The following is a 25,171-nucleotide window of genomic DNA, read 5'->3' as shown; positions in this document are numbered from 1 at the left end:
GAGACACATATGTATGGCTGCTTCGGGCCAATAATACTGCACGATACCAAAGTATTATCCGTCGGTCGAAATATACCGCAGGTATGCATATTCCGGACGGATACGTCGACATAACGATTGCCGTGCTGTTCGGCGTGCTGTCGGTGGCGATTCTAGCTCTCGCCGCCCGCCGCGTCGGTCGGGAGGTCCCCGAGAGCCGCGCTCCGCTGTTGGGTGTGGTTGCGGCGGGGATCTTCGCTGCACAGATGCTCAACTGGCCTATTCCCGGCGGAACGAGCGCCCACTTTGTCGGTGGGGCCTTTGCGGCCATCCTGCTCGGACCCCACCTCGGCGCGCTGTGTGTGGCGACCGTCGTGACGATTCAGGCACTGGTGTTCGGCGACGGCGGGCTCGTGGTCCTCGGGGCAAACGTGTTCAATATGGCCATCGTCGAGGTGTACGTCGGCTACGGGATCTATCGCCTGCTGGCACCCTACGGCGAGTTCCGGGCGGCCTTCGCGGCGGGCTGGCTGGGGATCACCGCGGGCGCGCTGACCGCTGGGCTCCAACTCGGTTTCTCGTCGGCCTTCGAGTACCAACTGCTGACGACGCTGTCGATCATGGGCGTCGGCCACCTCGTCCTCGGACTGATCGAGGGTGGCATTACGGCAGTTGTCTACCGATACCTCGCCGACGCGCGGCCCGATCTCCGACCGACCGCTGACGCGGAGGTGAGCCTCTCGTGAGCCATCTCCCCGACTGGCTGCCGCGTGCGTTGGCAGCTTTGGTCGTCCTGACGCTGCTCGCGCCCGTCTTCGGGTGGGCGGCCGGGGCGGTCGGCTACGCCGAACCCCTCGAAAACGCGGCCGAAGCAACAGGTGCGGTCGACAGCGCCGAAGCCGTTGGAATCGCCCTTCTCCCCGACTACAGTGTGGCGGGCCTCGGTGCGGCGACCGGCACCTTCGTTTCGGCGGTCGTCGGAACGGCACTGACGCTCATCGTCGCGCTGGGAATCGGTCGACTACTCGGCTCCGAACCGAATGCGGAGTGATCTGCTCGACCGAACCGTCGCGGGGATCGCGGCCCGTGCCCAGTGGTTCCTCCTGACCGAGGAGCTCCCGACTCGGAACGGCTTTCTGCAGGCGGTGACGCCGAGTCTGAAGCTCGTGGGGATCGTGCTGCTGGTCGCGGTCACAGTCGTCCAGCGGGAGCTGTGGGTTGTCGGCCTCTTGGTCGGCCTCGCGGGGTGTCTGGCGGCGGCCTCCCGCATCCCGGCCCGAACGTTCCTCGGTCGACTCAGTGGACCGCCGCTGGTCGCTGCCGTTGTCGTCGCGCCGCAGGCGGTTCTGATGGAGGGCCCACGGTTCGCAGCCCTGCCGCTGTCGGTCGAGGGCGTCGACTACGTCGTGACGTTCACCGTCCGGGTGGCTGCCTGCGTCGGTTTTCTATCGTTGCTGCTGTTGACGACCCGGTTTTCGACGCTGTTGGCGGGGTTCGACCGACTCCGCGTGCCGCGGCTCGCCGTTTTCCTGTTGGCGATCACCTACCGGTATTTGCTCGTGTTTTTCGCCGAACTCGAACGGATGGTCCGGGCCCGCCGGAGTCGAACGCTGACCGACCCCGACCTCCGGCGGACGTGGCGGGATTCGGGGAACTTCATCGGGACGTTCCTGCTGCGGAGCCTCGAACGCGGCGAACGCGTCGGGCGGGCCGCCCGCGCCCGTGGGGGGACCGGAGGGACCACACACCGGCCTGCCGCCGGGTTCGGCCGGGCCGACCTCGCCTTCGGGCTGGTCGTCCTCACAACCGTCGTCGGTGTGATCATCGCATGACCGATGGCGTTGACGGCGATGCCACCGCCGATCCGATAGCCGACACCGCCGCCGCTGTCGACGCCGCTCCCGTCATCGAGGCGACGGGGCTGCGCTACAGCTATCCCGATGGAACCACCGCACTCGACGGCGTCGACGTCCGGATCGAACAGGGCGAGCGGGTCGCACTCTTGGGTCCGAACGGCGCTGGCAAGTCCACGTTGCTCCAACTGCTCGGCGGACTGATCGAGCCCGACGCGGGGTCGGTCAGCTACTTCGGGTCGACGACTGACGCCGATTCGATCCGCGACCGGCTCAGCGTGCTCACCCAGAACCCCGCCGACTACCTGTTCAATCCGACCGTCAGGGAGGACCTCGCCTACGGGCCGACCCAGCAGGACGTACCACAGCAGCGTGTCGACCGTCGAATCGAAGCAGTCGCCGAGCGCCTCGGGCTGACTGAACTCCTTTCGAAGCCGCCGTTCCGCCTCAGCGGCGGCGAACAGCGACGGGCGGCACTCGCCAGCGCGCTGACCGTCGAACCCGACGTCCTCCTGCTCGACGAGCCGCTGAGCAACGTCGACGCGGCCAACCGCGGCGAGATCCTCGACCTGCTCGGCGAACTCTCGGCAGACGATGTCACGCTCGTCACCTCGACGCCCGACACCGAACTGTTGCCCCATCTCGCCGACCGGGTGCTGCTACTCGATGCCACCGGCTCGGTCGTCGCCTCGGGGTCGACCCGGGAGATCCTCACCGATACCGAACTGCTGGCCGACTGCAACCTCCGCCCACCGCAGGTCGTCCGGCTGTTCGAGGGCGACGAGCCCGTGCCACTGACGGTCGAGGAAGCTCGCCGTCGACTTGACCAGCGCTAACGACGACTGTCGACGCCGGATTCGCACCACACTCCTTTCCGACGGTCTTCGAGTGGACAAATAGTCAATTCAAGTCCGCTTCATTGCTAATAATTTACCATCTGTCCGATTAGAATGTCAGATTTACGCTGAAAGAAAGGACTTTATTTACGTTATACAAATCAGAGCGTGTTATGTTGATACAACTGATCAATAGCGGCACAGGGACTACGGATGGTGGTCGCCGATGAGTGACCTCGTTCCGGGAGAACTGTTGACCGACGACGAACCGGTCGTGATCAACGCCGACCGCGAGACTGCGGCGGTCACCGTCGAGAACACCGGGGATCGACCGTCGCAGGTCGGCTCGCATTTCCACTTCTTCGAGTGCAATCCGGCCCTCGATTTCGACCGCGAAACCGCCTACGGGATGCGGCTGGACATCCCTGCGGGGACGGCGATCCGGTTCGAGCCCGGCTGTGAGGAGGACGTCGACCTCGTGGCCTTCGGCGGCAACCGGATCATGAAGGGGATGGGTGGGCTGGTCGACGGCCCACTCGACGACGAGGAGGTAAAGGAGGCAGCGCTTGAACGCGCTGCCGAAGCGGGGTATCTGGGGGTCGACGAATGAGCCGCGAACTCTCCCGGGAGAACTACACGAGCCTCTTTGGCGCCACGGAGGGCGACCGGGTTCGGCTTGGCGACACGAACCTCCTCGCGGAGATCGAAACCGACCACACCACCTACGGTGACGAGGCGGTCTTCGGCGGCGGCAAGACGATGCGCGACGGGATGGGCATGCAGCCGGGGACCACCCAGGCCGAGGGAGCCCTCGACTGGGTCTACAGCAACGTGGTCCTCATCGATCCCGTCCTCGGCGTCCGGAAAGGCGATCTCGGCGTCCGGAACGGCGAAGTCGCTGGCTTCGGCAAGGCCGGGAACCCGGATACGATGGACGGCGTCGACGAGGACCTGATTATCGGCCCGAGCACCGACGCGGTGCCGGCCGACGGCCTCATTGCGACGCCCGGCGCGTTCGACATCCACGTTCACTTCAACAGCAAGGAACTGTTCGAACACGCCCTCGCAAGCGGCGTGACGACGATGATGGGTGGCGGCTACGGCGGCGGGGCGACGACCTGTACGCCCGGCCCCGAGAACATCAAGCGGTTCCTCCAGGCCGCCGAGGAGTACCCGATGAACGTCGGGTTCTACGCCAAGGGCAACAGCAGCCAGCCCGAACCGATCATGGAGCAGATCGAAGCCGGGGCCTGCGGGTTGAAGCTCCACGAGGACTGGGGGTCGACCCCGGCGGTGATCGACAGCGCGCTAACGGTCGCCGACGAGGAGGACGTCCAGGTCTGTATCCACACCGACACCCTGAACGAATCAGGGTTCGTCGAGGACACCTTCGACGCCATCGACGGCCGGACGATCCACACCTTCCACATCGAGGGCGCTGGCGGGGGTCACGCCCCCGACGTGCTCGAACTCATCGGCCACGAGCACATGCTGCCGTCGTCGACCAACCCCTCGATGCCCTACACGACCAACACGTTCGACGAACACCTCGATATGGTGATGGTCTGTCACCACCTGAATCCGGACGTTCCCGAGGACGTGGCGTTTGCCGAGTCGCGGATTCGCTCGGAGACGATCGCTGCAGAAGACGTGCTCCACGACATGGGCGCGATCAGCATGATGACCTCCGACTCCCAGGCGATGGGGCGGATGGCCGAGGTCATCTGCCGGACGTGGCAGACCGCCCACAAGATGAAGGCCCAGCGCGGGCCGCTGCCGGCCGACAAGGGCACCGGCGCGGACAACAGCCGGATTCAGCGCTACGTTGCCAAATACACCCTCAACCCCGCGAAGGTCGCGGGCATCGACGACTACATCGGCTCGCTGGAGGTCGGCAAGATGGCCGACATCGTGCTGTGGGAGCCGGCGTTCTTCGGCATCAAACCCAAGTACGTCATCAAGGGCGGCTTCCCGGTCCACTCCGAGATGGGCGAGGCCAACGGCTCGCTGATGACCTGCGAGCCCGTCATGCAGCGCTCGCGGATGGGCGCGGTCGGCAAAGCGAAAAACGCCCTGAGCACGACGTTCGTCAGTCAGGCCGCCTACGAGAACGACATCGGCGAGGAGCTCGATCTCGACTCGACGGTCCGTCCCGTTCAGGGCACGCGGGAGGTCGGCAAGTCGGATATGCTGCACAACGACTACGCCCCCGACGACATCGAGATCGACGCCCAAACCTTCGAGGTCGAAGTCGACGGCGAACACGTCACCTGTGAACCGGCCGAGGAGATCCCACTCGCACAGCGGTACACACTATGAAACTCTCACCAAAGGACAACGAACGACTCACGATCTTCATGGCGGCCGAACTCGCGCGCCGCCGGAAGGACAGAGGCATCGAACTCAACCATCCCGAGACGGTCGCCTACATCTCCGATTGGGTCTGTGAACGCGCCCGCGAGGGGATGAGCGTCGCCGAGATCCGCAAGGAGGCGACCAGTCTCCTGAGTCGGGAGGACGTGATGGAGGGTGTCCCCGAGATGGTCGACATGGTGCAGGTCGAGCCGACGTTCCCCGACGGCACGAAACTGGTGACGGTCCACGAACCGATCCGGGCCGACAGCGCGGAGCAACTCGACTGATGGGTCACAGAGACGTCGCCACCGTTGGCCTCGGCGGGCCGGTCGGCTCGGGAAAGACGGCGATGGTCAAACGGCTCGTCCCGCGGCTCGACGACGCTGGCTACAACGTCGGCGTGATCGCCAACGACATCATGACCCAGGCCGACGCCGAGCAGCTACAGGCCTCGTTCGAGGGTCGACTGCCCGAGGACCTCGTCGCCGGTGTCGAGACCGGCGCGTGTCCACACACCGGGATCCGCGAGGACCCCTCGATGAACCTCGCCAAGATCGACGAGTTCACCGAGCGCCACCCCGACCTCGACGTGGTACTGGTCGAATCGGGCGGCGACAACCTCGCGGCGACATTTAATCCCGAACTGGCGGACTACTTCATGTTCGTCATCTCGGTCGCCGAGGGCGACGACATTCCCGCCAAGCGCGGGCCGGGCGTCACGCAGGCCGACCTGCTCGTCATCAACAAAAAGGACCTCGCGCCGTACGTCGACGCCGACCTCGACCTGATGGAACGCGATTCCGAGCGGGTCCGCGGCGAGGAGCCGACGGTCTTCACGAACTGCAAGACCGAAGAGGGGATCGACGAGGTCGTCGACCTGATCGAACGGAGTGTCCTCTTCGCGTGAGCACGAACACCGACAGCCCGCCTGTGCCGCCTGCCTTCCGGGAGTACGGCGAGCAACACCTGCCACAGTCGCCGGCGTTCGGCCACGGGAAGAACGGCGTCGCCGAGCTGGTGGTGGCCCGCGAGGGCGACAATCCAACCCGGCTGGTGTCGGATTACGTGAAGGTACCCTACCACCTCACCGGGACCCTCGATTCCGATCCAGCACCGGGGCTGACGACGATCTGCCTGCAGGATCCGACCGGCGCAGTCACCCAAGGCGACCGCCACACCCTCTCGGTCGAGGCTCGTCCGGGTGCGCGCGCACACGTGACAACGCAAAGCGCGACGAAAGTCCAGACGATGAAGGCCAGCTACGCCCATCTGGACGCGACGCTCGTCGCCGACTCGGGGGCGTATCTCGAATACCTGCCGGGGCCGACGATTCTCAACGAGAACGCTCGGTGTCTCCAGACGACGAGCGTCGAGATGGCCGCCGACGCGACGGTCATCGTCGGCGACGTATTCGTTCCCAATGGCCTCACCAACCACGAGCCGTTCAGTTTCGACCACTACCACAGCCGACTGGAGGCCTCAGTCGACGACGCACTGGTCTGTGCGGACGCGGTCGACCTCCGGCCCGACGAACGGGACCCGCGGGATCCGGCGACCGTCGGCGAGTTCGGCGTCGTCGGCACGCTCTACGTCTTCGCACCCAGTTGTGAGGACCTCGATGGGCTCGCAGACGGGATTCACGACCGACTCGCCGAGGCGTCCGACGTTCACGGCGGCACATCGCTTTTGAAAGACGACGCCGGCCTCACAGTTCGGGTACTCGGCGACCGGAGTGCCGACGTGACCGCAGCCATCGAGGCGGCGTGGGACGAGAGCCGACGGGCACTGCTCGGCGTCGGCGCGCCGATCGGGGAGGAAAAGCGATGATACGATCGGAGGGACGGCGATGATCCGCGTCGACGGCATCGTCGGGAACGTCGACGATCCCGATCTCGCCGACGCGATCGCCGCCCACGAAGCCGCGGGTACCCTCGAAACCGTCACCCTCGACAGCGCCGATCGCCGGAAGTCCCGGCTCCGCGTCGCAACCGACACCGGGACCGACCTCGGCGTGCTGGTCGACAAACCGGAACTCGCCGCGGGCGACGTCCTCGTCTGCGACGACGACCGCGCGGTCGTCGTCGCCTTCGAGTCCCGCGAGGCGTTCGTGATCGAGTTGCCCCAGTCGACGCCCGCGGCCACGGTCGAACTCGGCCATCGGATCGGCAACCAACACTGGGATATCGCCGTCGAGGACCGAACGGTGTACATCCCGGTCGAAGCCGACCGGGCGATCATCGAGGACGTGCTCGGGCCGTATCTCCCCGAGGGGGCCGAAACGCGGTACGAAACCGTCGACGCCGACCGGTTCGTCGAGGAGTCGACGCCGGACCACGACCACGGAGCGGGTCACGGCCACGATCACGGAGCGGATCACGGCCGCGATCACGGACCGGACGTCGACCACGGCCACAGTCACGACGAGGACCACGAACACAGCCACTCCCACGACGGAGGGCATAGCCATGACTGAGTCGGCGGCGTTCCTGACGGCGCTGCGGCTCTCGGATTCGATGCTGCCGGTGGGGACCTACACCGCCTCCTACGGGATCGAACAGTACCTCAACGAGGGGCGGATCGAGACCACCGGCGACCTCGCGGACCTCGTGGCAGGCTACCTCCGGGGGATCGTCGGCCCGGCCGAGACGGTGGCGCTCGGCTGCGCCCACCGGTCGGCGGCGGCCGGCGATCTCGACGGCGTGCTCGCGGCCGACGAGCGACTCGCGGCCTCGACGCTCCCAGCGGAGTTTCGGGAGAGTTCGACGAAAGCCGGCGGCAAGCTACTGGATCTGTTGGCCGACGCCGACGGCCCCTTCGAGGGGGCTGCGGGCGACGAACTGGTCGAGGAGTACGCCGCGGCGCTCGATGCCGGCGAGACCGCCGGCCACTACCCCGTTATTCTCGGCCTACTCTGCCAGCGGGCCGGGATCGGTCGACGGGAGGCAGCGTTAGTCGGTGCCTACTCGACGGTCACCGGGCTGTTGGGAGCCGCCCAGCGGCTCGGCCGGTTCGGCCACACCGAGATCCAGTCGGCGCTGTCGGGGCTGTTCCCGACCATCGAGGCCGTCTGCGACCGCTATCACGACGCCGACCTCGAAGCGATGTGTTCGTTCGCGCCGCTGGCCGACGTGATGGGAATGCGCCACGAGCGGGCCGACCGCCGGCTGTTTATGAGCTGAGCCGCCCGATCACGGAGCTCCCGCCGGCTCTCTCGGCACACACAAATATTGATATATCTGTGATTCCTACTTGTTGGTAGTACTGTCTCGTCGACCCACTCGTTGCCGACGGGGGGCGGGACGGCCGGGGCCATAGATGAAACGTCGGTACTTCATTCTCAGCGCGAGCGCGTTGGCGACGATCAGCCTCACCCTCAGCGGGACGATGGCGAGTTTCGCGAACTCGGCGTCGGCGCTGGCGAACTTCCAGACGGTCGTCCCGATGGACACCGAGACCAGACTGGAGTTGATCCCGGATTCGGCCGGCCAAGAATCGACACACGTCTGGGAGTTCGGCTACCTCTTTATCGACGACGACGTCGACACGATCACCGTCGACTACCCCGCCGGGACCAGCCTCGATGGCCTCACCGAGAAGGACGTCATCGTGGAACTCGACCGGAGCGGCGACGGAGATCTGAAGGAGATCAAGGTCAACAAGGTCGACAGCAGCTATTCGGGGTCGACCGATACGTTCGATCTCGCGGGGAACTTCAACACCAACATCGAAGGGCTGGCCAAAGTGACCATCGAGGGAGTCACGAACCCCGGTTCGGGCGTTTACGAGCCGGAGATGACTTTCGATACCGGAACGGACAGCCGCACCCTGAGCGCGGAGATGGGGGTCACCGGCGATGCGGCGTTCTACGAACCCGCCATCGACAGCGCGCCGTCGGAGGTTACCGTCGGCGACGATCTCGTCGCCGACTACACGATCACGAACACGGGTACCGGCCCCGGCAATCAGGAGATCACGATCACCGCCGGTAGCGGCGAGGAGTCGACGACGAAGGCCCTCGACGCCGGCGACTCGTACAGCGACACGTTCAGCTACACGACGTCGACCGACGACGCCCCGTCGGTCGACCTCGTCGTCGCCACCGAGGACACCAGCGTCTCCCGAGAGATCATCGTCGGCGGCGAGTGGGATCTGGATCTCGACCCCGCCAAACAGAACACGAGTTCGATCCACACGTGGAGTACCGGCTTCATCGACTACCAAGGGGAAGTCGATACGATCACCGTCGACTACCCCGGCGGCAACCAGGGGGCGAGCCTCGATGGGTTGACCGAACAGGACGTCACCGTCGAGATCACCCGCCAAGGTGAGGATCAGCCGACCACGATCGATGTCAACACGGGCAACTACTCGGGGTCGACGGCGACGTTCGACCTCGACGGACGGTACGACACCGACATCGACGGCCCGGTGATCGTGACGATCGACGGCGTCGAAAACCCCAAGAAAGGCGACTACACCGCCGACATTACCCTCGATGGCACCGAGGAAACCGCCACCTACACCGTCTCGTTTACGATCTAACCCGCCGAATACCGGCGGGAGACGGGTTAGCCGAACAGTTCGACAAACCGGCTGGCGGATGCATCGGTGCCGACGACGACCAACTCGTCGCCGTGTTCGATCCGGAACGTCGGCGACAGATCGGTGTGGAGTTCGCCGTCGCGTTCGACGGCGACGACCGTCGACCCGGTCCGTCCCCTGATGTCGGCCCCCGCCAGCGTCTCGCCGATGAGTCCGGGGGCGGGCGTCCGAATGCACTCGATGCGAGTGTCCATCGAGAGGATCTCCTCGTCGTCGAGGATCTCCTCGGCGATCGCCCGACCGCTGACCGTCGACAGCGAGAGGACGTACTCCGCGCCCGCGCGGTACGTTTTGTTGATCGCGCCGGCCGACTCGGCGCGGGCGATGATCTCGGCGTCGGGGTTGAGATCGCGGACGATCAGTGTGGCGAACTCGGTGGCGGTGTCGTCGGGCAGCGCCAACACGACCGACCGGGCGTCGGTGACGCCGGCCCGTTCGAGCACTGCCGGGTCGGTTCCGTCGCCGACGACGTCGACGCCCTCCCGATCGTCGGTGTCGACGACGGTATGCGGGAGGTCGGCCGCCGCGAGTCGGTCGGCGACGATGCCGCCGACCTCGCCGTGGCCGACGACGACGGTCTCGCCGCGGCCGAACGATCTGACCGCCGCGGTCGCCTCGCTTTCGAGCCGGTCGAGCTGTGGCTCCTCACCGGTGACGATCAGCGTAACCCCGGTGTCGAGGACCATCTCCGGATCGGGCGGCATCTGGAAGTCGCCGTTGCGCCACGCGCCGACGACCGTCGCCCCGTAGCGGTCGTGGATCGCGCTCTCGGCCAGCGTCGACCCCGCCAGCGGCCCGTCACGGTCGATGGGAATTTCGGCGACCGCAAACGAGTCACCGATCTCGATGGCGGCCTCCAGATCGGCCCGGGCGGCGGCGGTGAGCTTCCCCGCGAGGTTCTCCCCGAGAATCGTCCGGGGGGAGACCACGGCGTCGGCGCCGGCCAGTCGGTGGTAGCGCTCGCGGTCGGGGTCCTCGACGACGCTCACCACCCGCACCTCGTCGTTGGCCTCCTGGGCTGCCAGTACGATGCTCGCGTCGACCCGATCGGAGACGTCGGCGACGATCGCCCGCGCCGAGCCGACGTTGGCCGCCTCCAGCCCCGCGACCGACTCGGGGTCGGCGTAGACGACCGGCAGCCCCCGGTCGAAGAGTTCGTCGGCCCGGTCGCGGTCGCCCTCGATCAGCACGTACTCCACGCTGTCGGCATCCAGCTCGTCGATCAGCGTCTCGGCCCGCGAGGAGAAGGTACAGATGATCACGTGGTCGGCCAGTTCCGGGTCGGCACTCGTGGGGGCCGACGTCGAGAGCGCCTGCCGGAACACCGGCAGGAACACCGCGGGGAGGGCGACGAAAAACAGCGCGACGCCGGTGATATCCAGCAGCATCACCAATACGTTCATTTGGGGGCTCTCCCACGGCGCATGCGAGCCGTAGCCGGTCGCGGTGAACGTCTCGACGACGAACTGCACCGACTGGAGGAACGAAAACGAGTAGTCGGGCTCGTAGGTTCGACTCCCGACATCGTAGGCGACCGCCGACACGAGGATGATCACCGCGATCCCGATGACGTAGCCGATCGCCCGCCGTCGTACCTGCCCCATACCACCGGATACCACTCGCCGCGAAAAGCCCTTCCGTTTGGCCTACTCGGCGGTGGCGTAGGCCCGCGTCACGTCGACCAACGCCTTGCGGTACTCGCTTTCGGAGGGTTCGTCGCCGAGTGATTTGAACCGATCTTTGAACGCTTCGAGGTCGACCGCCGGCGCGTTGGCGGCCGCTGCGTGCGCGAGATCGTACAATCGGTGGCTGCTGTCGACCAGCCCGTGGCGTTCGAGCAGTCCGAGGGCGAAGGCAGCGTTGACCGCGGTGATCTCAGGGTCGGCCCCCGGGGTTTCGAGCCGCGAGTCCGGCGGTCCCTCGGCCGGCCGGTCGGCGATCGCCGTCCCGAGCTTCGCGGCGAAGAAATCGATCAGCTTGGTCGCGGGGGCCAACTCGAGGGTGATGTCGTCGGCGTAGACGTCCTTCATGTGGTTGGCGATCTGGTAGCAGTGGCTGAGCTTCCGGCGCTCGACTGATTTGCCAGCCAGTGCGAGAAAGAGCGCCTCCTCGGTCGACTGGCGGTGGGAGGCATGCCGCTGTTCGTAGCGAGCCATGTGGGCGAACTCATGCAGGGCGAGTTCGCGGGCCATCACGCTGGTGGCGGCCTGTCGGGAGATGTTGAGGACGTGGCGGTCCTCGTAGTGGGCCGCCCACGTCCGCTCGTCGGGGTTCTCCCGGATCTGGACGTCGACCGGCCGCGAGAGTGTATACTCGGTTTCCAGCAGCGCGGCCGCACTCAGAAACGGGTCCGGAGCGACGGTCCCCTTTACTCGCAGATCCATGTGTGACTGTATCATGGGGCGAGCGCTATATGGGTGTTTCGCGCCCCTAGAAGACGATCCGTTCGAGCAGTCGGCGGAACAGCGGCGGGCGGCGCGATTCGTGGGGGTAGACGGTGACGGTCGTACAGCCGGGGCTCGGCAGCGTCGGCCGGTCGTCGAACAGCGCCGTCCGCAGGCGATGGTCGGGGCCGCGGCGGACCAACAGTTCCGGCAGGGCGTGGTCGCCGCCGTCGGTGCGGAGCGGTTCGGCAGCCACCGCCACCGACAACAGCTCGCCGAGTTCGGCCTCGTACTCCGCCATCGTCTGCTCGTACTGGTCGGTTCGCTCACCGTCGGTGGGATACCACAGCGAGATCGCCCCGTCGTTGGCGGCGGCGACCGCCTCGCCGACGCTCACCGCCAGCGGGACGTAGGGGCCGCCGTCTCCCGAGAGGACGACCCGCCGGGGAGCGTCGTAGCCGAGATTGTCGACCAACAGCACGTCACAGGGGGCGTGGCGGACGACCCAGTCGATGGGGTCGCCGACGATCCGCGAGCGGAGCCGGAGCGGTTCGTGTTCGGCGACGATCGTGTCGACACCACGGTCGTCGGCGAGGTTGACGATGGCGTGTTTGGTGTCGTGGCTCACGATCTCGTCGGCCTCGATGTCGACCCCACAGTCGTCGGCGAGGGCTTCGACCCGCGTTTCGAACGAGCGGTCGGTCGCCGATTGGATCGTCGCCGCCTCGGTCAGGGGAGCCTGATCGGGGATCTCCTCGAAGCGGACGACGACCACCCGGCCGTTGTCCTGTCGGACGGTATCGGCGGCGAGTTCGATCAGCGCCCGCTCGCGGGCCTCGTCGACGTCTTTGGTCAGGGCGACGAGGATTTCGTCGGTCCCGTCGACGGGCGCGGCGACGTCCGAGAGGGCCTCTTCACCGACCTGTCGACGGATCGCATCGCTTGCGGCCCCCTCGCGGCTGACTCGCGGCCGCACGTAAAGGAGGTACCAGATGACACTCCCGACCGTGATGGCGACCGCGCCGATCAGCGCGACCGTCCCCATCTGTGTGAGCAACAGCAGGCCGGTGATCGCGCCGAAGATCTGCATCCACGGATACAGCGGCGAGGTGAACTCCGGCTCGTACTCCATCGACCCCTCGCGGAACGCGATCAACGCGACGTTGATCAGCCCGAAGACGAGGATCTGGAACGCACTCGCCAGCTTGGCGATATCGAGGATCGGCACGAACGCGATCAACACCAAGAGGACGGCTCCTGTCAGCGTGATCGAGGCAACGGGTGTCCCGAACCGCTCGCTGACCGTCGACAACGACGGCGGGGCGAGCTGGTCGCGGCTCATCGCAAACGGGTACCGCGACGACGAGAGGATGCCTGCGTTAGCGGTCGACACCAGCGCGAGGATCGCCGCGAGGATGACCGCGATGACACCCGCCCGCCCGAGGGTCTGCTCGGCGGCGACCGCCACCGGCGTCAGCGAACCGGCGACGCTCCCCGGATCGGTGACCCCGACCAGCACGGTGACGACCGCGACGTAGAGGACGGTTGTGAACGCCAGCGAGCCGAGAATCCCCAGCGGAATGTTCCGGCCCGGATCCTCGACCTCCTCGGCGACGCTGGCGACCTTCGTCACGCCCGCATACGAGACGAACACGAGGCCCGTCGCCGCCAGGAGGCCGCCGACGCCGTCGGCGAAGAAGTTCGCGTAGTTGGTCGACTGCACACTGGGGGCGCTGCCGGCGGCGAACCAGCCCAGCGCCGCCAGCATGACGACGACGATCACTAACTGGAGTCGACCGGTCTGTTTGGCCCCGAAGACGTTCACCAAGATGAGTAGCGCCGCGAGCCCCAACGCGACCGGCTTCAGGGGGAGATCGAACAACAACAGCAGGTAGGGAACGCCGCCGACGAGCGCGAGCGCTCCCTTGAACGAAAGCGAGAACCACGTGCCAACGCCGGCGATCGTCCCCAACAGCGGGCCCATCCCCCGCTCGATGTAGATGTAGGTGCCGCCGGCCTCCGGCATCGCGGTCGCCATCTCCGATTTCGACAGCGCCGCCGGCACCACCAACAGCCCGGCCAGCAGATACGCGAGGATCACCGCCGGCCCGGCGATTTCCAGCGCCAGCGCCGGTAGAATGAAGATGCCGCTGCCGATCATCGCCCCGATACTGATCGCAAGCACCGACGGCAGCCCGAGGTCGCGTTCGAGTTCCTTCATGCAGTGCGTGTTGTCGACATCTATATGACGGAACAACATAAAACGGCCGACTGAATTGACGACCTGTCAAAATATGGCCCTCATATATAGACTATTGATTATATTAGGTCGGTTAGTCGGCCTTGCGGGCGTCGACCGGCGGGGGCGACTGGTGGTGGCGGTCGGCGGTGGCGATCAGCGGTGGCGGCACAGCCAAAGCTATACGGGACCGGCAGCCAGTCGACGGTACTGATGAAAGACGGCGAGTTGGACGACGTCGACAGGGGGATTCTGTATTATCTCCAGCAAGACGCCCGGCGGACCTCCTCCAGCGACATCGCCGACCGGCTCGATCTCTCGGCGAGTACGGTGCGGACGCGGCTCACCGAACTGGAAGACCGGGGGATCGTCCGGGGCTACCACCTCGATATCGACTACGAGCGGGCGGGGTATCCGCTCTACACCAAGATCATCTGTACCGCGCCGATCCCCGATCGGGACACGCTGGCCGATCGGGCCCGCGAGATCCACGGCGTGACCGCCGTCCGGGAGGTGATGACCGGCGAGCGCAACGTCTACGTCAACGCCATCGGCACCGACCACGACGACCTCAACCGGATCACTGAAGACCTCGACTCGCTGGGGTTGACCGTCGTCGACGAGACGCTGGTCCGCGACGAGTACGTCTGTCCGTACCACGGCTTCCTCGGCGGCTACGAGGACGCCGAGTCCGACGCCGAGTAGCTGGCAGCCAGCGACCACGCGTCGACGGGCGCGAGCGACCGGCAGCGAGCGCGGTAATTTATGATTCTACACGTCCCTTGACCGACAATGAGTCTCGTCGTCCCCTTCGATGGAAGCGAACTGTCGAAGACCGCCCTCGTCCGGGCGGCCCAGTTCGACACCGTGTTGGATCAGTCGGTCGAGGTAGTCTCAGTCGTCCCGCGGAACAACGCCACCTACGCCCGCGATCGGGGGTGGCTCGGTCCCGACGACCCCTTCGACGGCGAGGCCGTCGTTTCGGCCATCCGGGCGATGGTCGACGAGATCGCCCCCGAGGCGACGTTCCACCACATCTCGGTCGGCCGCCACGCCCCTGCGGGGACGATCGCCACCCGGATCCGCAACTTCGCGCGGGACCGCGGGGCGAGCATCGTCTTCGTCGGCAGCGAGAACGCCGGCCGGATCGCCAGTTCGATCAGTGTCGGCGCATCGGTGTCGGCCGACCGCTCCTACGACACCATGATCGTCTCCAACGCCGGCCCGACGACGATCGAGGATCTCGAAGCCGCGGTCTCGACCGAAGACGCCATCGAGTAGTGTGACAGACGGTTCCATACCGAGCCCTCGGGATTCCGGCGTGCTGCGGTCGGAGCCGATGGAATCGGTGGGACCGAAACACTACCCTTTTGACCCTCCTGCCGGTAGCACCCTGTATAATGGGCCGACGAAAACAGATCGTCCAAGAATGTGAGCGGTTGATGGACAAGCCGGAGAACATCCGGAACATCGCCATCGCCGCCCACGTCGACCACGGGAAGACGACGCTCTCGGACAACCTCCTTGCTGGGGCAGGCATGATCTCCAACGAGACCGCCGGCCAGCAGCTCGCGATGGACACCAAGGAAGACGAACAGGAACGCGGCATCACCATCGACGCGGCAAACGTTTCGATGACCCACGAGTACGAGGACACCAACCACCTCATCAACCTCATCGATACGCCGGGCCACGTCGACTTCGGTGGCGACGTGACACGCGCGATGCGCGCCGTCGACGGCGCGCTCGTGGTTGTCGACGCGGTCGAAGGCGCAATGCCACAGACCGAGACCGTGCTCCGACAGGCACTCCGCGAGGGTGTCAAACCGGCACTGTTCATCAACAAGGTCGACCGTCTCATCAACGAGCTGCAGGAAGGACCCGAGGAGATGCAGAAGCGACTCCTCGATGTCATCAGCGACGTCAACGACCTGATCCGCGGGATGACCGAGGAGAAGGACTACGACTGGACCGTCTCGGTCGAAGACGGCACCGTCGGCTTCGGGTCGGCCCTCTACAAGTGGGGCGTCTCGATGCCGTCGATGCAGCGGACCGGCATCGACTTCGGCGACATCATGGAGCTCGAACGCAGCGGCGAGGAAGGCCGCGACGAGCTCCAGGAACGGACGCCGCTGTCGGATGTCGTCCTCGATATGGTCGCCGAGCACTTCCCGAACCCCGTCGACGCCCAGCCCCGTCGTATCCCGACGGTGTGGCGTGGCGACGACGAGTCGGAGGTCGCCGAAAGCATGCGTCTCGTCGACGAGGACGGCGAGGTCGTCTTCATGTCGACCGACATCTCGATGGACCCCCACGCCGGCGAGATCGCTACCGGACGCCTGTTCTCCGGGACGATCGAGAAGGGCCAGGAACTCTACGTCTCCGGGACCGCCGGCAAGAACCGCATCCAGTCGGTCGGGATCTTCATGGGTGGCGAACGCGAGGAAGTCGAGAAGGTACCCGCCGGCAACATCGCCGCGGTCACCGGCCTGAAGGACGCGATCGCCGGCTCGACGGTCTCGTCGATCGAGATGACGCCGTTCGAGTCGATCGAGCACATCTCCGAGCCGGTCATCACGAAATCCGTCGAGGCGAAGACGATGGACGACCTGCCGAAGCTCATCAAGACGCTCCAGCAGGTCGCCAAGGAAGACCCGACCATCCGCGTCGAAATCAACGAGGACACCGGCGAACACCTGATCAGCGGGCAGGGCGAGCTCCACCTCGAAGTCATCACCCACCGGATCCGTGACAACCAGGGGATCGACGTCCACACCGGCGAACCGATCGTCGTCTTCCGAGAGCAGCCACAGGAGAAATCCCGCGAGGTCGAGGGCGTCTCGCCGAACAACCACAACAAGTTCTACATCACCGCCGAACCCCTCAGCCAGGACATCGTCGACGCGATCAAGCTCGGTGAGGCGTCGATGGACATGCCCGAACTGGAGCGCCGTGAGGCGCTGCAGGAGGCCGGCATGGACAAAGACGACTCCCAGAACGTCGAGCACATGTTCAAGACGAACATCCTGCTCGACGAGACGAAGGGGATCCAGCACCTCAACGAGACGATGGAGCTCGTGATCGAGGGGCTCGAAGACGCCCTCGAAGACGGCCCGCTCGCCGCTGAGCCCGTCCAGGGTGCGCTGTTCCGACTCCACGACGCCAAGCTCCACGAGGACACCATCCACCGCGGGCCCGCTCAGGTCATCCCCGCGACCCGTGATGCGATCCACCGCTCGCTGATCGACGCCGAGGTCCGACTGCTCGAACCGATCCAGGACGTCCGGATCGACGTCCCCTCGGAGTACATGGGCAACGCCTCCGGCGAGATTCAGGGTCGACGCGGCCGCGTCGACGACATGTACCAGGAGGGTGACCTCATGGTGATCGAGGGTATCGCGCCCGTCGAAGAGATGATCGGCTTCTCCTCGGACATCCGCTCGGCAACCGAGGGTCGTGCCTCGTGGAACACCGAGAACGCCGGCTTCCGCGTGCTCGTCGACAACCTCCAGACCGAGCAGATCATGGAGATCCGAGAGCGCAAGGGAATGAAGCTCGAACTGCCGCCGAGCGTCGACTACATCTAAGGCGGCCCCCTTCTCCCGATTTTATTTTCTCCGCGTTGGGAGCCACGGCTTCGATGAACTCTTATACCTGCTGAAAAAACAGCCTCGATGTATATGCGGACGAAAACGGCAGTCGCGGTCCGACGGATCAGCATCGAACGACGGAGCAGTTGCTGTCTGTCGGAGACAACACGGCCTCCCGCGGAGGTGGGGCTGTGAGCGACACCGGCGGCGAGGTCCAGACCTACACCGTCCGGCTGGAACTCGTCGACGAGCCCGGCGAACTGCTCGGGGCCCTACAGCCGATCGCGGAGGCCGGCGGCAACCTGCTGTCGATCTACCACGAACGTGGCAACCTCACCCCGCGGGGCCACATCCCCGTCGAGGTCGACCTCTCGTGTGCGCCCGCGCGCTTCGAGACCATCGTCGAGTCGCTCCGGGAGGCCGGCGTCAATGTCATTCAGGCCGGCTCCGAGCGCTACGACGAGGAGCTGGTCGTCATCCTCGTCGGCCATCTGGTCGACACCGACCTCTCGGACACCCTCCGGCAGGTCGAGTCCTGTGCGGACGCCTCGCTGACCGATCTCTCGCTGTCGGCACCACGCGGCAGCGACGACACCTCCAGCGCCCGCCTCCGGCTCAAAACCCGGTCGGGAACCAACGGCAAGGCGCTAGATAAGCTCCGGGAGATCGCCGCCGACAAGGAGCTACAGGTCGTCGAACCGCTCACGGAGGCGAGCCAATGAGTGGCGCTCGCCTCGCGGTTCTGGGCGCTGGCGCGGTCGGCCGCTCGGTGGTCGAACTCGCCGCCGAGTACGGCCACACCGTCACCGCAGTCGCCGACTCCTCGTCGGCGGTCGTCGACCCCGACGGCGTCGACACCGAAGCGGTCCTCGACCGCAAAGCCGACGCGGGCGTCGTCGGCGACGCCGACCCGGCGGACGCGATCGAGGGGCCATACGACGTGTTGGTCGAGGCCACCCCGACAACGCTGGGCGATGCCGAACCCGGCTTCTCCCACGTCAAACAGGGCCTCGACCGCGACAAACACGTCGTCCTCGCCAACAAGGGACCGGTCGCCGAGCGCTACGGCGAGCTTCGGGAGCTCGAAGCCGACAGCGAGGGGGAGATCCGGTTCGAGGCAACCGTCGGCGGCGCGATCCCGATTCTGTCGACCATCGAGGACTTCGGCGCGAACCACATCACCGCCGCCCGCGGCGTCCTCAACGGCACCGCTAATTTCATCCTCTCGCGGATGGCCGCCGAGGGACTCGACTACGAACACGTGCTGGCGGAAGCCCAGGATCTCGGCGTCGCCGAGGCCGACCCCACCTTCGATGTCGAGGGGATCGACGCCGCCCTCAAGTTCGTCATCCTCTCGAACGTCTTGGCCGACGGCGACCAAGAGTTCACCCTCGACGATGCCGCCGTCGACGGCATCACCGATATCCCGGGGACGGCACTCGATCTCGCCGCCGAGGACGGCCGGACGATCCGGCTGATCGGCGAGTCGACGCCCGAGGGCGTCAGCGTCGCCCCGCGGCTCGTCCCGGCCGACGGCCCGCTGTCGGTCACAGGAACGCTGAATATCGTCCAACTGGAGACCACCCACGCCGGCCGACTGAATATCAGCGGCCGCGGGGCGGGCGGTCCGGAGACGGCGACGGCGGTGCTGTCGGACGTGAGTCGACTGGTCGAGTAGGCGGCAGCGACGCCCAGTGGCGGTCGCTGTCGGGCGTACCGTTCTTGCAGGAGCTAGCGTCGAATGGGGAGCCACTGGCTACGGTGGGTGGACGGACGGAGGAGAGTGACGAGCCCGACCACCGGGAGGTCGGAGTCTACTGTGGCGGCTGCCGGTAAGTGTCGGGACCACGCTCGGTGTCGGGACCACGCTCGGTGTCGGGAGCCTGCTCGCTCGCTCCGTCGGAGCCGCCCCGGTCGGTCCCTACACCGGATCCGTCCCCCTGGACGGTCGTCCCGTTAGGCCCGTTTTCCGACTCGGTGCTCCCGTCGCGCCCATCCGTCCCATCGGTACCCCGGTCGTCACTCGGTCGGTCGGTGCCGGGCGGCTCCGCTGATTTGCCCCGGTCGGCGGAGCGGTCGTCCGTGGGGCGTTCGTCGACGCGTGTCTCGCCCTCACCGGGCATAGCTCCCGGCCCGCGGGTGGGGGACTCCTCGGGTGGCCCCCCAGCCCGGCCGGCCCCGGGGGTGGTGACGTTCGGCCCGCCGATCTCACGGGCGATGGCGGCCGTCTCCGGTCCGTTGAGCTCCCTCGCCTCAGCCCGGAGTGCGTCGAGGTCGTCGGTGCTGACGCCCTGTTCGGCGAGGACCGCCCTGGGGAGTTGGCCCGCCGTCTCGTTAGCCCGTTCGGCAGCGCGTTCGGTGGCCGCCGTCTCGGCGGCGAGCGTCGCTACCTGTGCCCGGTAGCGACCCTCGCTGATGTTGCCCGCCTCGCGGGCGGCCCGTAGCTCGGCGAGTTCGGCCCGGTGGTCGACGAGCCGACCCTCGATCTCGGTGCGGCGCTCGGCGACGATGGCGGCCCGCTCGGCGTCGGTGTCGGCGTTGTCCAGCCGTACTGCGTACCGTCGCTCCGAGAGGTCGCCGCCGACCGCGGCCTCTTGCACCCCGACGACGCCGGCGAGACGCGCACCCGGAGCGACCTGGTCGGTCGCGTTGGCTCCGCCGCTGTCGGTGACTGTCGCCGACACGCCGAGCGGTACCGCTACCAGTCCGCTGACGAGGGCAATCGTGAGCAGTAGTGTCCCGAGTCGACTCATTGGATCCGTGTATGTCATCTGTACTGATATACACTCTCGGTGTTGTCGCCGAGTTGCGTTCGTTTAACGCCAGTTTCGAACCCGCCGCTGTCGTGCGGTTGTGGCGTCGAGCGCAGCCGGATCATGGGCTCGGCTCCCGTGGATCGTCCTCGGGGGTCGTGAGAACGTTTTCGCGGCCGATCCGGAACGACTCGATGGTTCCCGCCTCGCGCATCCCGCTGACGACCTTGCTCGTCTTGGCGTCGGTCCAGCCGAGTTCCTCGACGACCGTCTGCTGTTTCATCCGCCCGCCGTTGGCCTCCAGGAGCCGCATCACCTGCTCTTCGTTGCTCAACAGCTCCGCGTCGACCTCGGCTGCCGACGACTCGTCGTCGACCGGCCCGTCGCCGGCTGCGTCACTGTCGGCTCCGGTCGCTCTTTCCTCGTTGGCTTCCGCTCCCTCGCTGGTTTCCGCTCCCTCGCTGGTTTCCGCTCCCTCGCTGGTTTCCGCTCCGGTTGGGGTGGTGGCCGTCCCCTCCCCAGTGGTCGAATCCGTGGTGGCGTCGACGGTCGGACTCTCGGTGGTATCGTCAGTCGACACGCCGGGGTGGCCCGCTCCGGGGCCCCCGTTGGACCGTCGACGGAGGAGCCAGCCGGCCAGCCCCGCAACGACGGCGAGGGCTGCCAGGCCGGCGGCGACCGTCCCGGCACCGACGCCCGTCCCTGCCGGGGTGACGATCACCCGCGGCTCCCCCGAGATGAACTCGGTGCGCGTGCCCTGCCAGAGGACGGCAGTCTCGCGTCTGTCGTCGGGCTCGGGGGCGACCGACTGGAGCTCGTACCCCGCGGGCCAGCTGATCAGCAGCCGCGTCCGGTCGTCGAGATAGATCCCCTCGATGGCGTCGCCGGCCGCCAGCGTCTCGCCCTCGACGGCGGCGAACCCGTCCCACTCGAAGCCGTAGCGGACGACGCCGTACTCCCGGGCCAGCGACTGGCGGTCGGTCTCGACGGTGAAGCCGTCGGCAGTCATCTCGCGGCCGGTCGCGTTGCTCGCCGCGCCGACGGTGGTGTCGATCCGGCCGGCGAACTCCCGGGTGTAGCTGTCGGGGTCCTCCCGGATGTCGCTCCGCAGCGACTCGAAGGCCGCCCGGCTCTCGGCGTCGTCGAGGACGCGCCAGAACTCGATTCGCCAGGCCGCCGACCCGTTTTCGCGGACGTCGACCGAGATCCGAACCTCGTCGGCGTCGATCGCCTCCTGCTGGAACAGCGCCCCGGACTGGCCGCCGACCGGCCCGACCAGAAGCGAGAGGCCGCCGCCGACTGCGAGGGCGACGACGAGACAGACCACGAGGAGACGGCGATAGCCGGCGTTCATTACACGGTGTACATTCACCGAGGGTTAAAAATGAGTCCGTCGCTGCCGGTTGGCAGGCGGCTGTCGGATACGGGCGTCGTGTGTGTCACTTGCTCCCACAAACCGCAAGACGGCGCGGGTGTCCCCCGGGCGACGTATCGAAATGGTTTTACGGGAATCAGTCAAAAGACTCCCCACAGAGCGCCTTAGCGCGTTACTTACCATGAGTGAGAAACCGCACCAGAACTTGGCCATCATCGGCCACGTCGACCACGGCAAAAGCACGCTCGTCGGACGGCTCCTGTACGAGACAGGATCGGTCCCCGAGCACGTAATCGAACAGCACAAAGAAGAGGCCGAGGAGAAGGGCAAGGGTGGATTCGAGTTCGCCTACGTCATGGATAACCTCGCCGAGGAGCGAGAGCGTGGTGTCACCATCGACATCGCCCACCAAGAGTTCGACACCGACGAGTACTACTTCACTATCGTCGACTGTCCGGGCCACCGTGACTTCGTCAAGAACATGATCACGGGTGCCTCGCAGGCTGACAACGCGGTCCTCGTCGTCGCGGCAGACGACGGTGTCGCACCCCAGACCCGCGAGCACGTCTTCCTCGCCCGCACGCTCGGTATCAACGAGCTCATCATCGGCATCAACAAGATGGACCTCGTCGACTACGAGGAGTCGAGCTACAACGAAGTCCGCGAGGAGGTCACCCAGCTCCTCAAGCAGGTCCGCTTCAACACGGACGACGCCGAATTCATCCCGATCTCGGCCTTCGAAGGCGACAACATCGCCGAGGAGTCCGACAACACGGGTTGGTACGACGGCAACACCCTGCTGGAGTCGCTCAACGACCTGCCGGAAGTCGAGCCGCCGACGGACGCGCCGCTCCGACTCCCGATCCAAGACGTCTACACGATTTCGGGTATCGGTACGGTCCCGGTCGGACGTATCGAAACCGGGACGCTCGAACCGGGTAACAACGTCTCCTTCCAGCCCTCGGACGTCGGCGGCGAGGTCAAGACCGTCGAGATGCACCACGAGGAAGTCCCGAGCGCCGGCCCCGGTGACAACGTCGGGTTCAACGTTCGTGGCATCGGCAAGGACGACATCCGTCGTGGTGACGTCTGTGGTCCGGCCGACGACCCGCCGAAGGTCGCCGAGACCTTCCAGGCCCAGCTCGTCGTCATGCAGCACCCCAGCGTGATCACCGCCGGCTACACGCCGGTCTTCCACGCCCACACGGCACAGGTCGCCTGTACGATCGAGTCGATCGATCAGAAGCTCGACCCCTCGACCGGCGAGGTCGCCGAAGAGGATCCCGACTTCATCAAATCGGGCGACGCCGCCATCGTGACCGTGCGCCCGCAGAAACCGCTCAGCATCGAGCCCTCGGGCGAGATCTCCGAGCTCGGTAGCTTCGCCGTCCGTGACATGGGTCAGACCATCGCGGCCGGCAAAGTGCTCGAAGTCAACGAGCGATAAATGCAGCAAGCACGCGTCCGCCTCGCTGGTACCCACCCCGAGGACCTCGACAACATCTGCGACGACGTTCGAGAGATCGCCGAGAAGACCGGGGTCACGCTCAGCGGGCCGATTCCGCTGCCGACCAAGACGCTGGAAGTCCCCTCGCGGAAATCCCCTGACGGCGAAGGGACCGCGACGTGGGAGCACTGGGAGATGCGCGTCCACAAACGGCTCATCGATCTGGATGCCGACGAACGCGCGCTCCGCCAGCTCATGCGTGTCCAGGTGCCGAACGACGTGAGCATCGAGATCGTCCTCGAAGACTGATCTCCGCACCGAGCGGTCGCGGCTCGTTCGTCGACCTGCGACCGAACCCACCGCGGCGCTAAGGCGTCCCGCGCCTCTAGACTTTTCATTTGTTTTATCCCGGTGAGCTGCTGGTGTGTACGACGAATACGTGTCGACTGGAGAGGGTCAATCCAGTATTGAGGCAGTGAGCGTGTCGACTGCAAAGAACCAGAAAGCCCCCGCTCTCTCGACTCCCGCGGCTCGTTGCGCGCTTCGGCCGCTTCGCGGCCTCCAGTGCTTACGTCGCCGGGGTTCGTCGAGAGAGCGGCCCCTTTCAGTCCCACCCGATGGCGGCTGATCCACCGGCTGTGGGTGGGACTGAAAGGGGCGACTGGCTCCGGGAAGACGGCCGAAGTAAGCACCGGAAGCCGCGTAGCGGCTGAGGAGCGCAGCGAGGCCCTCGACTGGAGCCAGTCGGGGCTTTCTGGTTGTTCACGTTCGAGGAGCCGCACAACGCACCACCCTCGAAACCATAATATTGCTTTTTAAGCTGGTCGACCAACCCTACGTATGGCCTCCGCACGAAGCCCGACGGTGGAAACCCTCCTGCTCTTCGTGGTCGTCTTCGCGCTCCAAGGCGTCGCCAGTCTCGTCGGCCTCCTCGGGCTGTTCGTGCTCGCGCCGCCGATCACCGCCGACCCGTGGACGATCGTGACGAGCGTGTATGCCCACGGGTCGATCCCCCATCTGCTGTCGAACAGCCTCGCGCTGCTGCTGGCCGGGCTGCTGGTCGAACGCCGGACGACGCGCTGGCGGTTCCACCTGTTTTTCCTCACGGTGGGCGCGCTCGCGGGGATCACACAGGTGGTCTCTACGGGCCTGCTCGGGCCCGGCACGGCAGTCCTCGGCGCGAGCGGGGCGGTATTCGGCCTGATCGGCTACCTGCTGGCGGGGAACGTCGTGGCGTCGACGCTGCTGGATCGCATCCGGCTTCCGCCGCGGGCGCAGTTCGCGCTGTTCGCGCTGGCGGCGCTGGTGGTTACAATAGCGACTGGTCGACCGGGCGTCGCGCTGGTGGCCCACTTCACCGGGCTGTTGCTCGGGTTGCTGGCAGGCGCGGTCGGGTTGTTGGACACGTAAATCGAAACAGAACATACAAGTACAGCGCTCGGCTCTGTTCGGATGCGGGCTCGTAGATCAGCGGTAGATCGCTTCCTTCGCAAGGAAGAGGCCCTGGGTTCAAATCCCAGCGAGTCCACTTCACTTCGTTCTCGGTTTGCTCGAACTCGCTCAGTGGCCTCGCCGTACTCTCTCCCTCGCTCACTGTGTTCGCTCGTAGGAGTCCCAACGCCATCTGTGGCGAGGAGTCGACGAGTTGCCGACAGCGGTCGACGTACGCATCGATTTCCGTCCGATCCAGAGGTCCCAGTTGCACAACGAGCCCATGTATAAGATGGTGATCTCGCCGGATCCGGGACGATCCCATCT

General features: G+C 66.2%; 25 protein-coding genes and 1 tRNA gene. 21 read left to right on the top strand and 5 right to left on the bottom strand.

Going from position 1 to position 25,171, the window contains the following annotated elements:
* The first annotated feature begins 83 nt into the window (after window positions 1-83).
* From NKJ34_RS00935 to NKJ34_RS00880, 12 genes are all read left to right on the top strand, one after another.
* On the top strand, window positions 84-725 hold the full coding sequence (locus NKJ34_RS00935; protein WP_253736384.1) for an energy-coupling factor ABC transporter permease: 642 nt from the start codon (window positions 84-86) through the stop codon (window positions 723-725).
* Window positions 722-1,030, top strand: coding sequence for a PDGLE domain-containing protein (locus NKJ34_RS00930; RefSeq protein WP_253736383.1), 309 nt, complete (start codon window positions 722-724; stop codon window positions 1,028-1,030). Before NKJ34_RS00935 ends, NKJ34_RS00930 begins: the two co-directional genes overlap by 4 nt.
* Window positions 1,020-1,811 carry a cobalt ECF transporter T component CbiQ gene (gene cbiQ, locus NKJ34_RS00925; protein ID WP_253736382.1) on the top strand — a complete coding sequence of 264 codons (792 nt, stop codon included), beginning with the start codon at window positions 1,020-1,022 and terminating at the stop codon, window positions 1,809-1,811. Before NKJ34_RS00930 ends, cbiQ begins: the two co-directional genes overlap by 11 nt.
* Complete coding sequence (locus NKJ34_RS00920; protein WP_253736381.1) at window positions 1,808-2,668, top strand: energy-coupling factor ABC transporter ATP-binding protein; 861 nt, start codon at window positions 1,808-1,810, stop codon at window positions 2,666-2,668. Before cbiQ ends, NKJ34_RS00920 begins: the two co-directional genes overlap by 4 nt.
* A gap of 226 nt (window positions 2,669-2,894) precedes the next feature.
* Window positions 2,895-3,278 carry an urease subunit beta gene (locus NKJ34_RS00915; protein WP_253736380.1) on the top strand — a complete coding sequence of 128 codons (384 nt, stop codon included), beginning with the start codon at window positions 2,895-2,897 and terminating at the stop codon, window positions 3,276-3,278.
* Window positions 3,275-4,987, top strand: coding sequence for an urease subunit alpha (gene ureC, locus NKJ34_RS00910; protein ID WP_253736379.1), 1,713 nt, complete (start codon window positions 3,275-3,277; stop codon window positions 4,985-4,987). The genes NKJ34_RS00915 and ureC overlap by 4 nt, the downstream gene beginning before the upstream one ends.
* Window positions 4,984-5,310 carry an urease subunit gamma gene (locus tag NKJ34_RS00905; RefSeq protein ID WP_253736378.1) on the top strand — a complete coding sequence of 109 codons (327 nt, stop codon included), beginning with the start codon at window positions 4,984-4,986 and terminating at the stop codon, window positions 5,308-5,310. The genes ureC and NKJ34_RS00905 overlap by 4 nt, the downstream gene beginning before the upstream one ends.
* Window positions 5,310-5,930: an urease accessory protein UreG gene (ureG, locus tag NKJ34_RS00900; RefSeq protein WP_253736377.1), complete on the top strand. Its 621-nt coding sequence runs from the start codon at window positions 5,310-5,312 to the stop codon at window positions 5,928-5,930. The genes NKJ34_RS00905 and ureG overlap by 1 nt, the downstream gene beginning before the upstream one ends.
* Window positions 5,927-6,850: an urease accessory protein UreD gene (locus NKJ34_RS00895; protein ID WP_253736376.1), complete on the top strand. Its 924-nt coding sequence runs from the start codon at window positions 5,927-5,929 to the stop codon at window positions 6,848-6,850. The genes ureG and NKJ34_RS00895 overlap by 4 nt, the downstream gene beginning before the upstream one ends.
* Window positions 6,851-6,869: 19 nt before the next feature.
* On the top strand, window positions 6,870-7,496 hold the full coding sequence (gene ureE, locus NKJ34_RS00890) for an urease accessory protein UreE (protein ID WP_303647399.1): 627 nt from the start codon (window positions 6,870-6,872) through the stop codon (window positions 7,494-7,496).
* Entirely contained in the window at window positions 7,489-8,202 is a 714-nt protein-coding gene (locus tag NKJ34_RS00885) for an urease accessory protein UreF (RefSeq protein WP_253736375.1), read from the top strand. The genes ureE and NKJ34_RS00885 overlap by 8 nt, the downstream gene beginning before the upstream one ends.
* Window positions 8,203-8,338: 136 nt before the next feature.
* Window positions 8,339-9,565 (top strand): hypothetical protein, encoded by a 1,227-nt coding sequence (locus NKJ34_RS00880; protein WP_253736374.1) that lies wholly within the window; start codon window positions 8,339-8,341, stop codon window positions 9,563-9,565.
* A 26-nt stretch (window positions 9,566-9,591) separates the two neighbouring features.
* On the opposite strand, the gene NKJ34_RS00875 is transcribed toward NKJ34_RS00880, so the two are convergent.
* The 3 genes from NKJ34_RS00875 to NKJ34_RS00865 are packed head-to-tail and all read right to left on the bottom strand — an operon-like array spanning window position 9,592 to window position 14,230.
* A complete protein-coding gene (locus NKJ34_RS00875; protein ID WP_253736373.1) occupies window positions 9,592-11,229 on the bottom strand; it encodes a potassium channel family protein in 1,638 nt (545 codons plus the stop codon).
* A gap of 42 nt (window positions 11,230-11,271) precedes the next feature.
* Entirely contained in the window at window positions 11,272-12,009 is a 738-nt protein-coding gene (locus NKJ34_RS00870) for a DUF5781 family protein (RefSeq protein ID WP_253736372.1), read from the bottom strand.
* A gap of 46 nt (window positions 12,010-12,055) precedes the next feature.
* Window positions 12,056-14,230 carry a universal stress protein gene (locus tag NKJ34_RS00865; RefSeq protein WP_253736371.1) on the bottom strand — a complete coding sequence of 725 codons (2,175 nt, stop codon included), beginning with the start codon at window positions 14,228-14,230 and terminating at the stop codon, window positions 12,056-12,058.
* A gap of 231 nt (window positions 14,231-14,461) precedes the next feature.
* Here NKJ34_RS00865 and NKJ34_RS00860 point away from each other — a divergent pair, with 231 nt between their 5' ends.
* The 5 genes from NKJ34_RS00860 (at window position 14,462) to NKJ34_RS00840 (ending at window position 19,516) form a co-directional block, all read left to right on the top strand.
* Complete coding sequence (locus NKJ34_RS00860; protein ID WP_253736970.1) at window positions 14,462-14,953, top strand: Lrp/AsnC family transcriptional regulator; 492 nt, start codon at window positions 14,462-14,464, stop codon at window positions 14,951-14,953.
* A gap of 87 nt (window positions 14,954-15,040) precedes the next feature.
* On the top strand, window positions 15,041-15,529 hold the full coding sequence (locus NKJ34_RS00855) for a universal stress protein (protein WP_253736370.1): 489 nt from the start codon (window positions 15,041-15,043) through the stop codon (window positions 15,527-15,529).
* 119 nt (window positions 15,530-15,648) lie between these two features.
* Window positions 15,649-17,835 (top strand): elongation factor EF-2, encoded by a 2,187-nt coding sequence (locus NKJ34_RS00850; protein ID WP_253736369.1) that lies wholly within the window; start codon window positions 15,649-15,651, stop codon window positions 17,833-17,835.
* Window positions 17,836-17,984: 149 nt separating this feature from the next.
* Window positions 17,985-18,560, top strand: coding sequence for an amino acid-binding protein (locus NKJ34_RS00845; protein ID WP_425491739.1), 576 nt, complete (start codon window positions 17,985-17,987; stop codon window positions 18,558-18,560).
* Window positions 18,557-19,516 (top strand): homoserine dehydrogenase, encoded by a 960-nt coding sequence (locus tag NKJ34_RS00840; protein WP_253736367.1) that lies wholly within the window; start codon window positions 18,557-18,559, stop codon window positions 19,514-19,516. The genes NKJ34_RS00845 and NKJ34_RS00840 overlap by 4 nt, the downstream gene beginning before the upstream one ends.
* Before the next feature lie 136 nt (window positions 19,517-19,652).
* Here NKJ34_RS00840 and NKJ34_RS00835 read toward each other — a convergent pair whose 3' ends face one another.
* Window positions 19,653-20,591 carry a hypothetical protein gene (locus NKJ34_RS00835; RefSeq protein ID WP_253736366.1) on the bottom strand — a complete coding sequence of 313 codons (939 nt, stop codon included), beginning with the start codon at window positions 20,589-20,591 and terminating at the stop codon, window positions 19,653-19,655.
* Window positions 20,592-20,712: 121 nt separating this feature from the next.
* Window positions 20,713-21,945 (bottom strand): DUF7343 domain-containing protein, encoded by a 1,233-nt coding sequence (locus NKJ34_RS00830; protein WP_253736365.1) that lies wholly within the window; start codon window positions 21,943-21,945, stop codon window positions 20,713-20,715.
* A 202-nt stretch (window positions 21,946-22,147) separates the two neighbouring features.
* Here NKJ34_RS00830 and tuf point away from each other — a divergent pair, with 202 nt between their 5' ends.
* The 4 genes from tuf (at window position 22,148) to NKJ34_RS00810 (ending at window position 24,941) form a co-directional block, all read left to right on the top strand.
* Window positions 22,148-23,413: a translation elongation factor EF-1 subunit alpha gene (gene tuf, locus NKJ34_RS00825; protein WP_253736364.1), complete on the top strand. Its 1,266-nt coding sequence runs from the start codon at window positions 22,148-22,150 to the stop codon at window positions 23,411-23,413.
* Complete coding sequence (gene rpsJ, locus NKJ34_RS00820; protein ID WP_253736363.1) at window positions 23,414-23,722, top strand: 30S ribosomal protein S10; 309 nt, start codon at window positions 23,414-23,416, stop codon at window positions 23,720-23,722. It begins immediately after the preceding gene.
* Window positions 23,723-24,253: 531 nt separating this feature from the next.
* Window positions 24,254-24,823, top strand: coding sequence for a rhomboid family intramembrane serine protease (locus tag NKJ34_RS00815; protein WP_253736362.1), 570 nt, complete (start codon window positions 24,254-24,256; stop codon window positions 24,821-24,823).
* 46 nt (window positions 24,824-24,869) lie between these two features.
* Window positions 24,870-24,941, top strand: a tRNA-Ala gene (locus NKJ34_RS00810).
* The last annotated feature ends 230 nt before the right edge of the window (window positions 24,942-25,171 follow it).

Origin of the sequence: Halohasta salina (genome assembly GCF_024178165.1) — an archaeon.
Classification (GTDB): Archaea; Halobacteriota; Halobacteria; order Halobacteriales; family Haloferacaceae; genus Halohasta; species Halohasta salina.
This window is presented reverse-complemented; position numbering and strand designations above follow the sequence as displayed.

Coding starts and splice junctions, on each gene's coding strand:
- ureC (WP_253736379.1), top strand. CDS start 3,275: ATGAGCCGCGAACTCTCCCGGGAGAACTACACGAGCCTCTTTGGCGCC.
- NKJ34_RS00850 (WP_253736369.1), top strand. CDS start 15,649: ATGGGCCGACGAAAACAGATCGTCCAAGAATGTGAGCGGTTGATGGAC.
- NKJ34_RS00865 (WP_253736371.1), bottom strand. CDS start 14,230: ATGAAGGAACTCGAACGCGACCTCGGGCTGCCGTCGGTGCTTGCGATC.
- rpsJ (WP_253736363.1), top strand. CDS start 23,414: ATGCAGCAAGCACGCGTCCGCCTCGCTGGTACCCACCCCGAGGACCTC.
- tuf (WP_253736364.1), top strand. CDS start 22,148: ATGAGTGAGAAACCGCACCAGAACTTGGCCATCATCGGCCACGTCGAC.
- NKJ34_RS00870 (WP_253736372.1), bottom strand. CDS start 12,009: ATGGATCTGCGAGTAAAGGGGACCGTCGCTCCGGACCCGTTTCTGAGT.
- NKJ34_RS00915 (WP_253736380.1), top strand. CDS start 2,895: ATGAGTGACCTCGTTCCGGGAGAACTGTTGACCGACGACGAACCGGTC.
- NKJ34_RS00875 (WP_253736373.1), bottom strand. CDS start 11,229: ATGGGGCAGGTACGACGGCGGGCGATCGGCTACGTCATCGGGATCGCG.
- cbiQ (WP_253736382.1), top strand. CDS start 1,020: ATGCGGAGTGATCTGCTCGACCGAACCGTCGCGGGGATCGCGGCCCGT.
- NKJ34_RS00815 (WP_253736362.1), top strand. CDS start 24,254: ATGGCCTCCGCACGAAGCCCGACGGTGGAAACCCTCCTGCTCTTCGTG.
- ureE (WP_303647399.1), top strand. CDS start 6,870: ATGATCCGCGTCGACGGCATCGTCGGGAACGTCGACGATCCCGATCTC.
- NKJ34_RS00860 (WP_253736970.1), top strand. CDS start 14,462: ATGAAAGACGGCGAGTTGGACGACGTCGACAGGGGGATTCTGTATTAT.
- NKJ34_RS00855 (WP_253736370.1), top strand. CDS start 15,041: ATGAGTCTCGTCGTCCCCTTCGATGGAAGCGAACTGTCGAAGACCGCC.
- ureG (WP_253736377.1), top strand. CDS start 5,310: ATGGGTCACAGAGACGTCGCCACCGTTGGCCTCGGCGGGCCGGTCGGC.
- NKJ34_RS00920 (WP_253736381.1), top strand. CDS start 1,808: ATGACCGATGGCGTTGACGGCGATGCCACCGCCGATCCGATAGCCGAC.
- NKJ34_RS00885 (WP_253736375.1), top strand. CDS start 7,489: ATGACTGAGTCGGCGGCGTTCCTGACGGCGCTGCGGCTCTCGGATTCG.
- NKJ34_RS00935 (WP_253736384.1), top strand. CDS start 84: ATGCATATTCCGGACGGATACGTCGACATAACGATTGCCGTGCTGTTC.
- NKJ34_RS00880 (WP_253736374.1), top strand. CDS start 8,339: ATGAAACGTCGGTACTTCATTCTCAGCGCGAGCGCGTTGGCGACGATC.
- NKJ34_RS00905 (WP_253736378.1), top strand. CDS start 4,984: ATGAAACTCTCACCAAAGGACAACGAACGACTCACGATCTTCATGGCG.
- NKJ34_RS00835 (WP_253736366.1), bottom strand. CDS start 20,591: ATGAGTCGACTCGGGACACTACTGCTCACGATTGCCCTCGTCAGCGGA.
- NKJ34_RS00840 (WP_253736367.1), top strand. CDS start 18,557: ATGAGTGGCGCTCGCCTCGCGGTTCTGGGCGCTGGCGCGGTCGGCCGC.
- NKJ34_RS00830 (WP_253736365.1), bottom strand. CDS start 21,945: ATGAACGCCGGCTATCGCCGTCTCCTCGTGGTCTGTCTCGTCGTCGCC.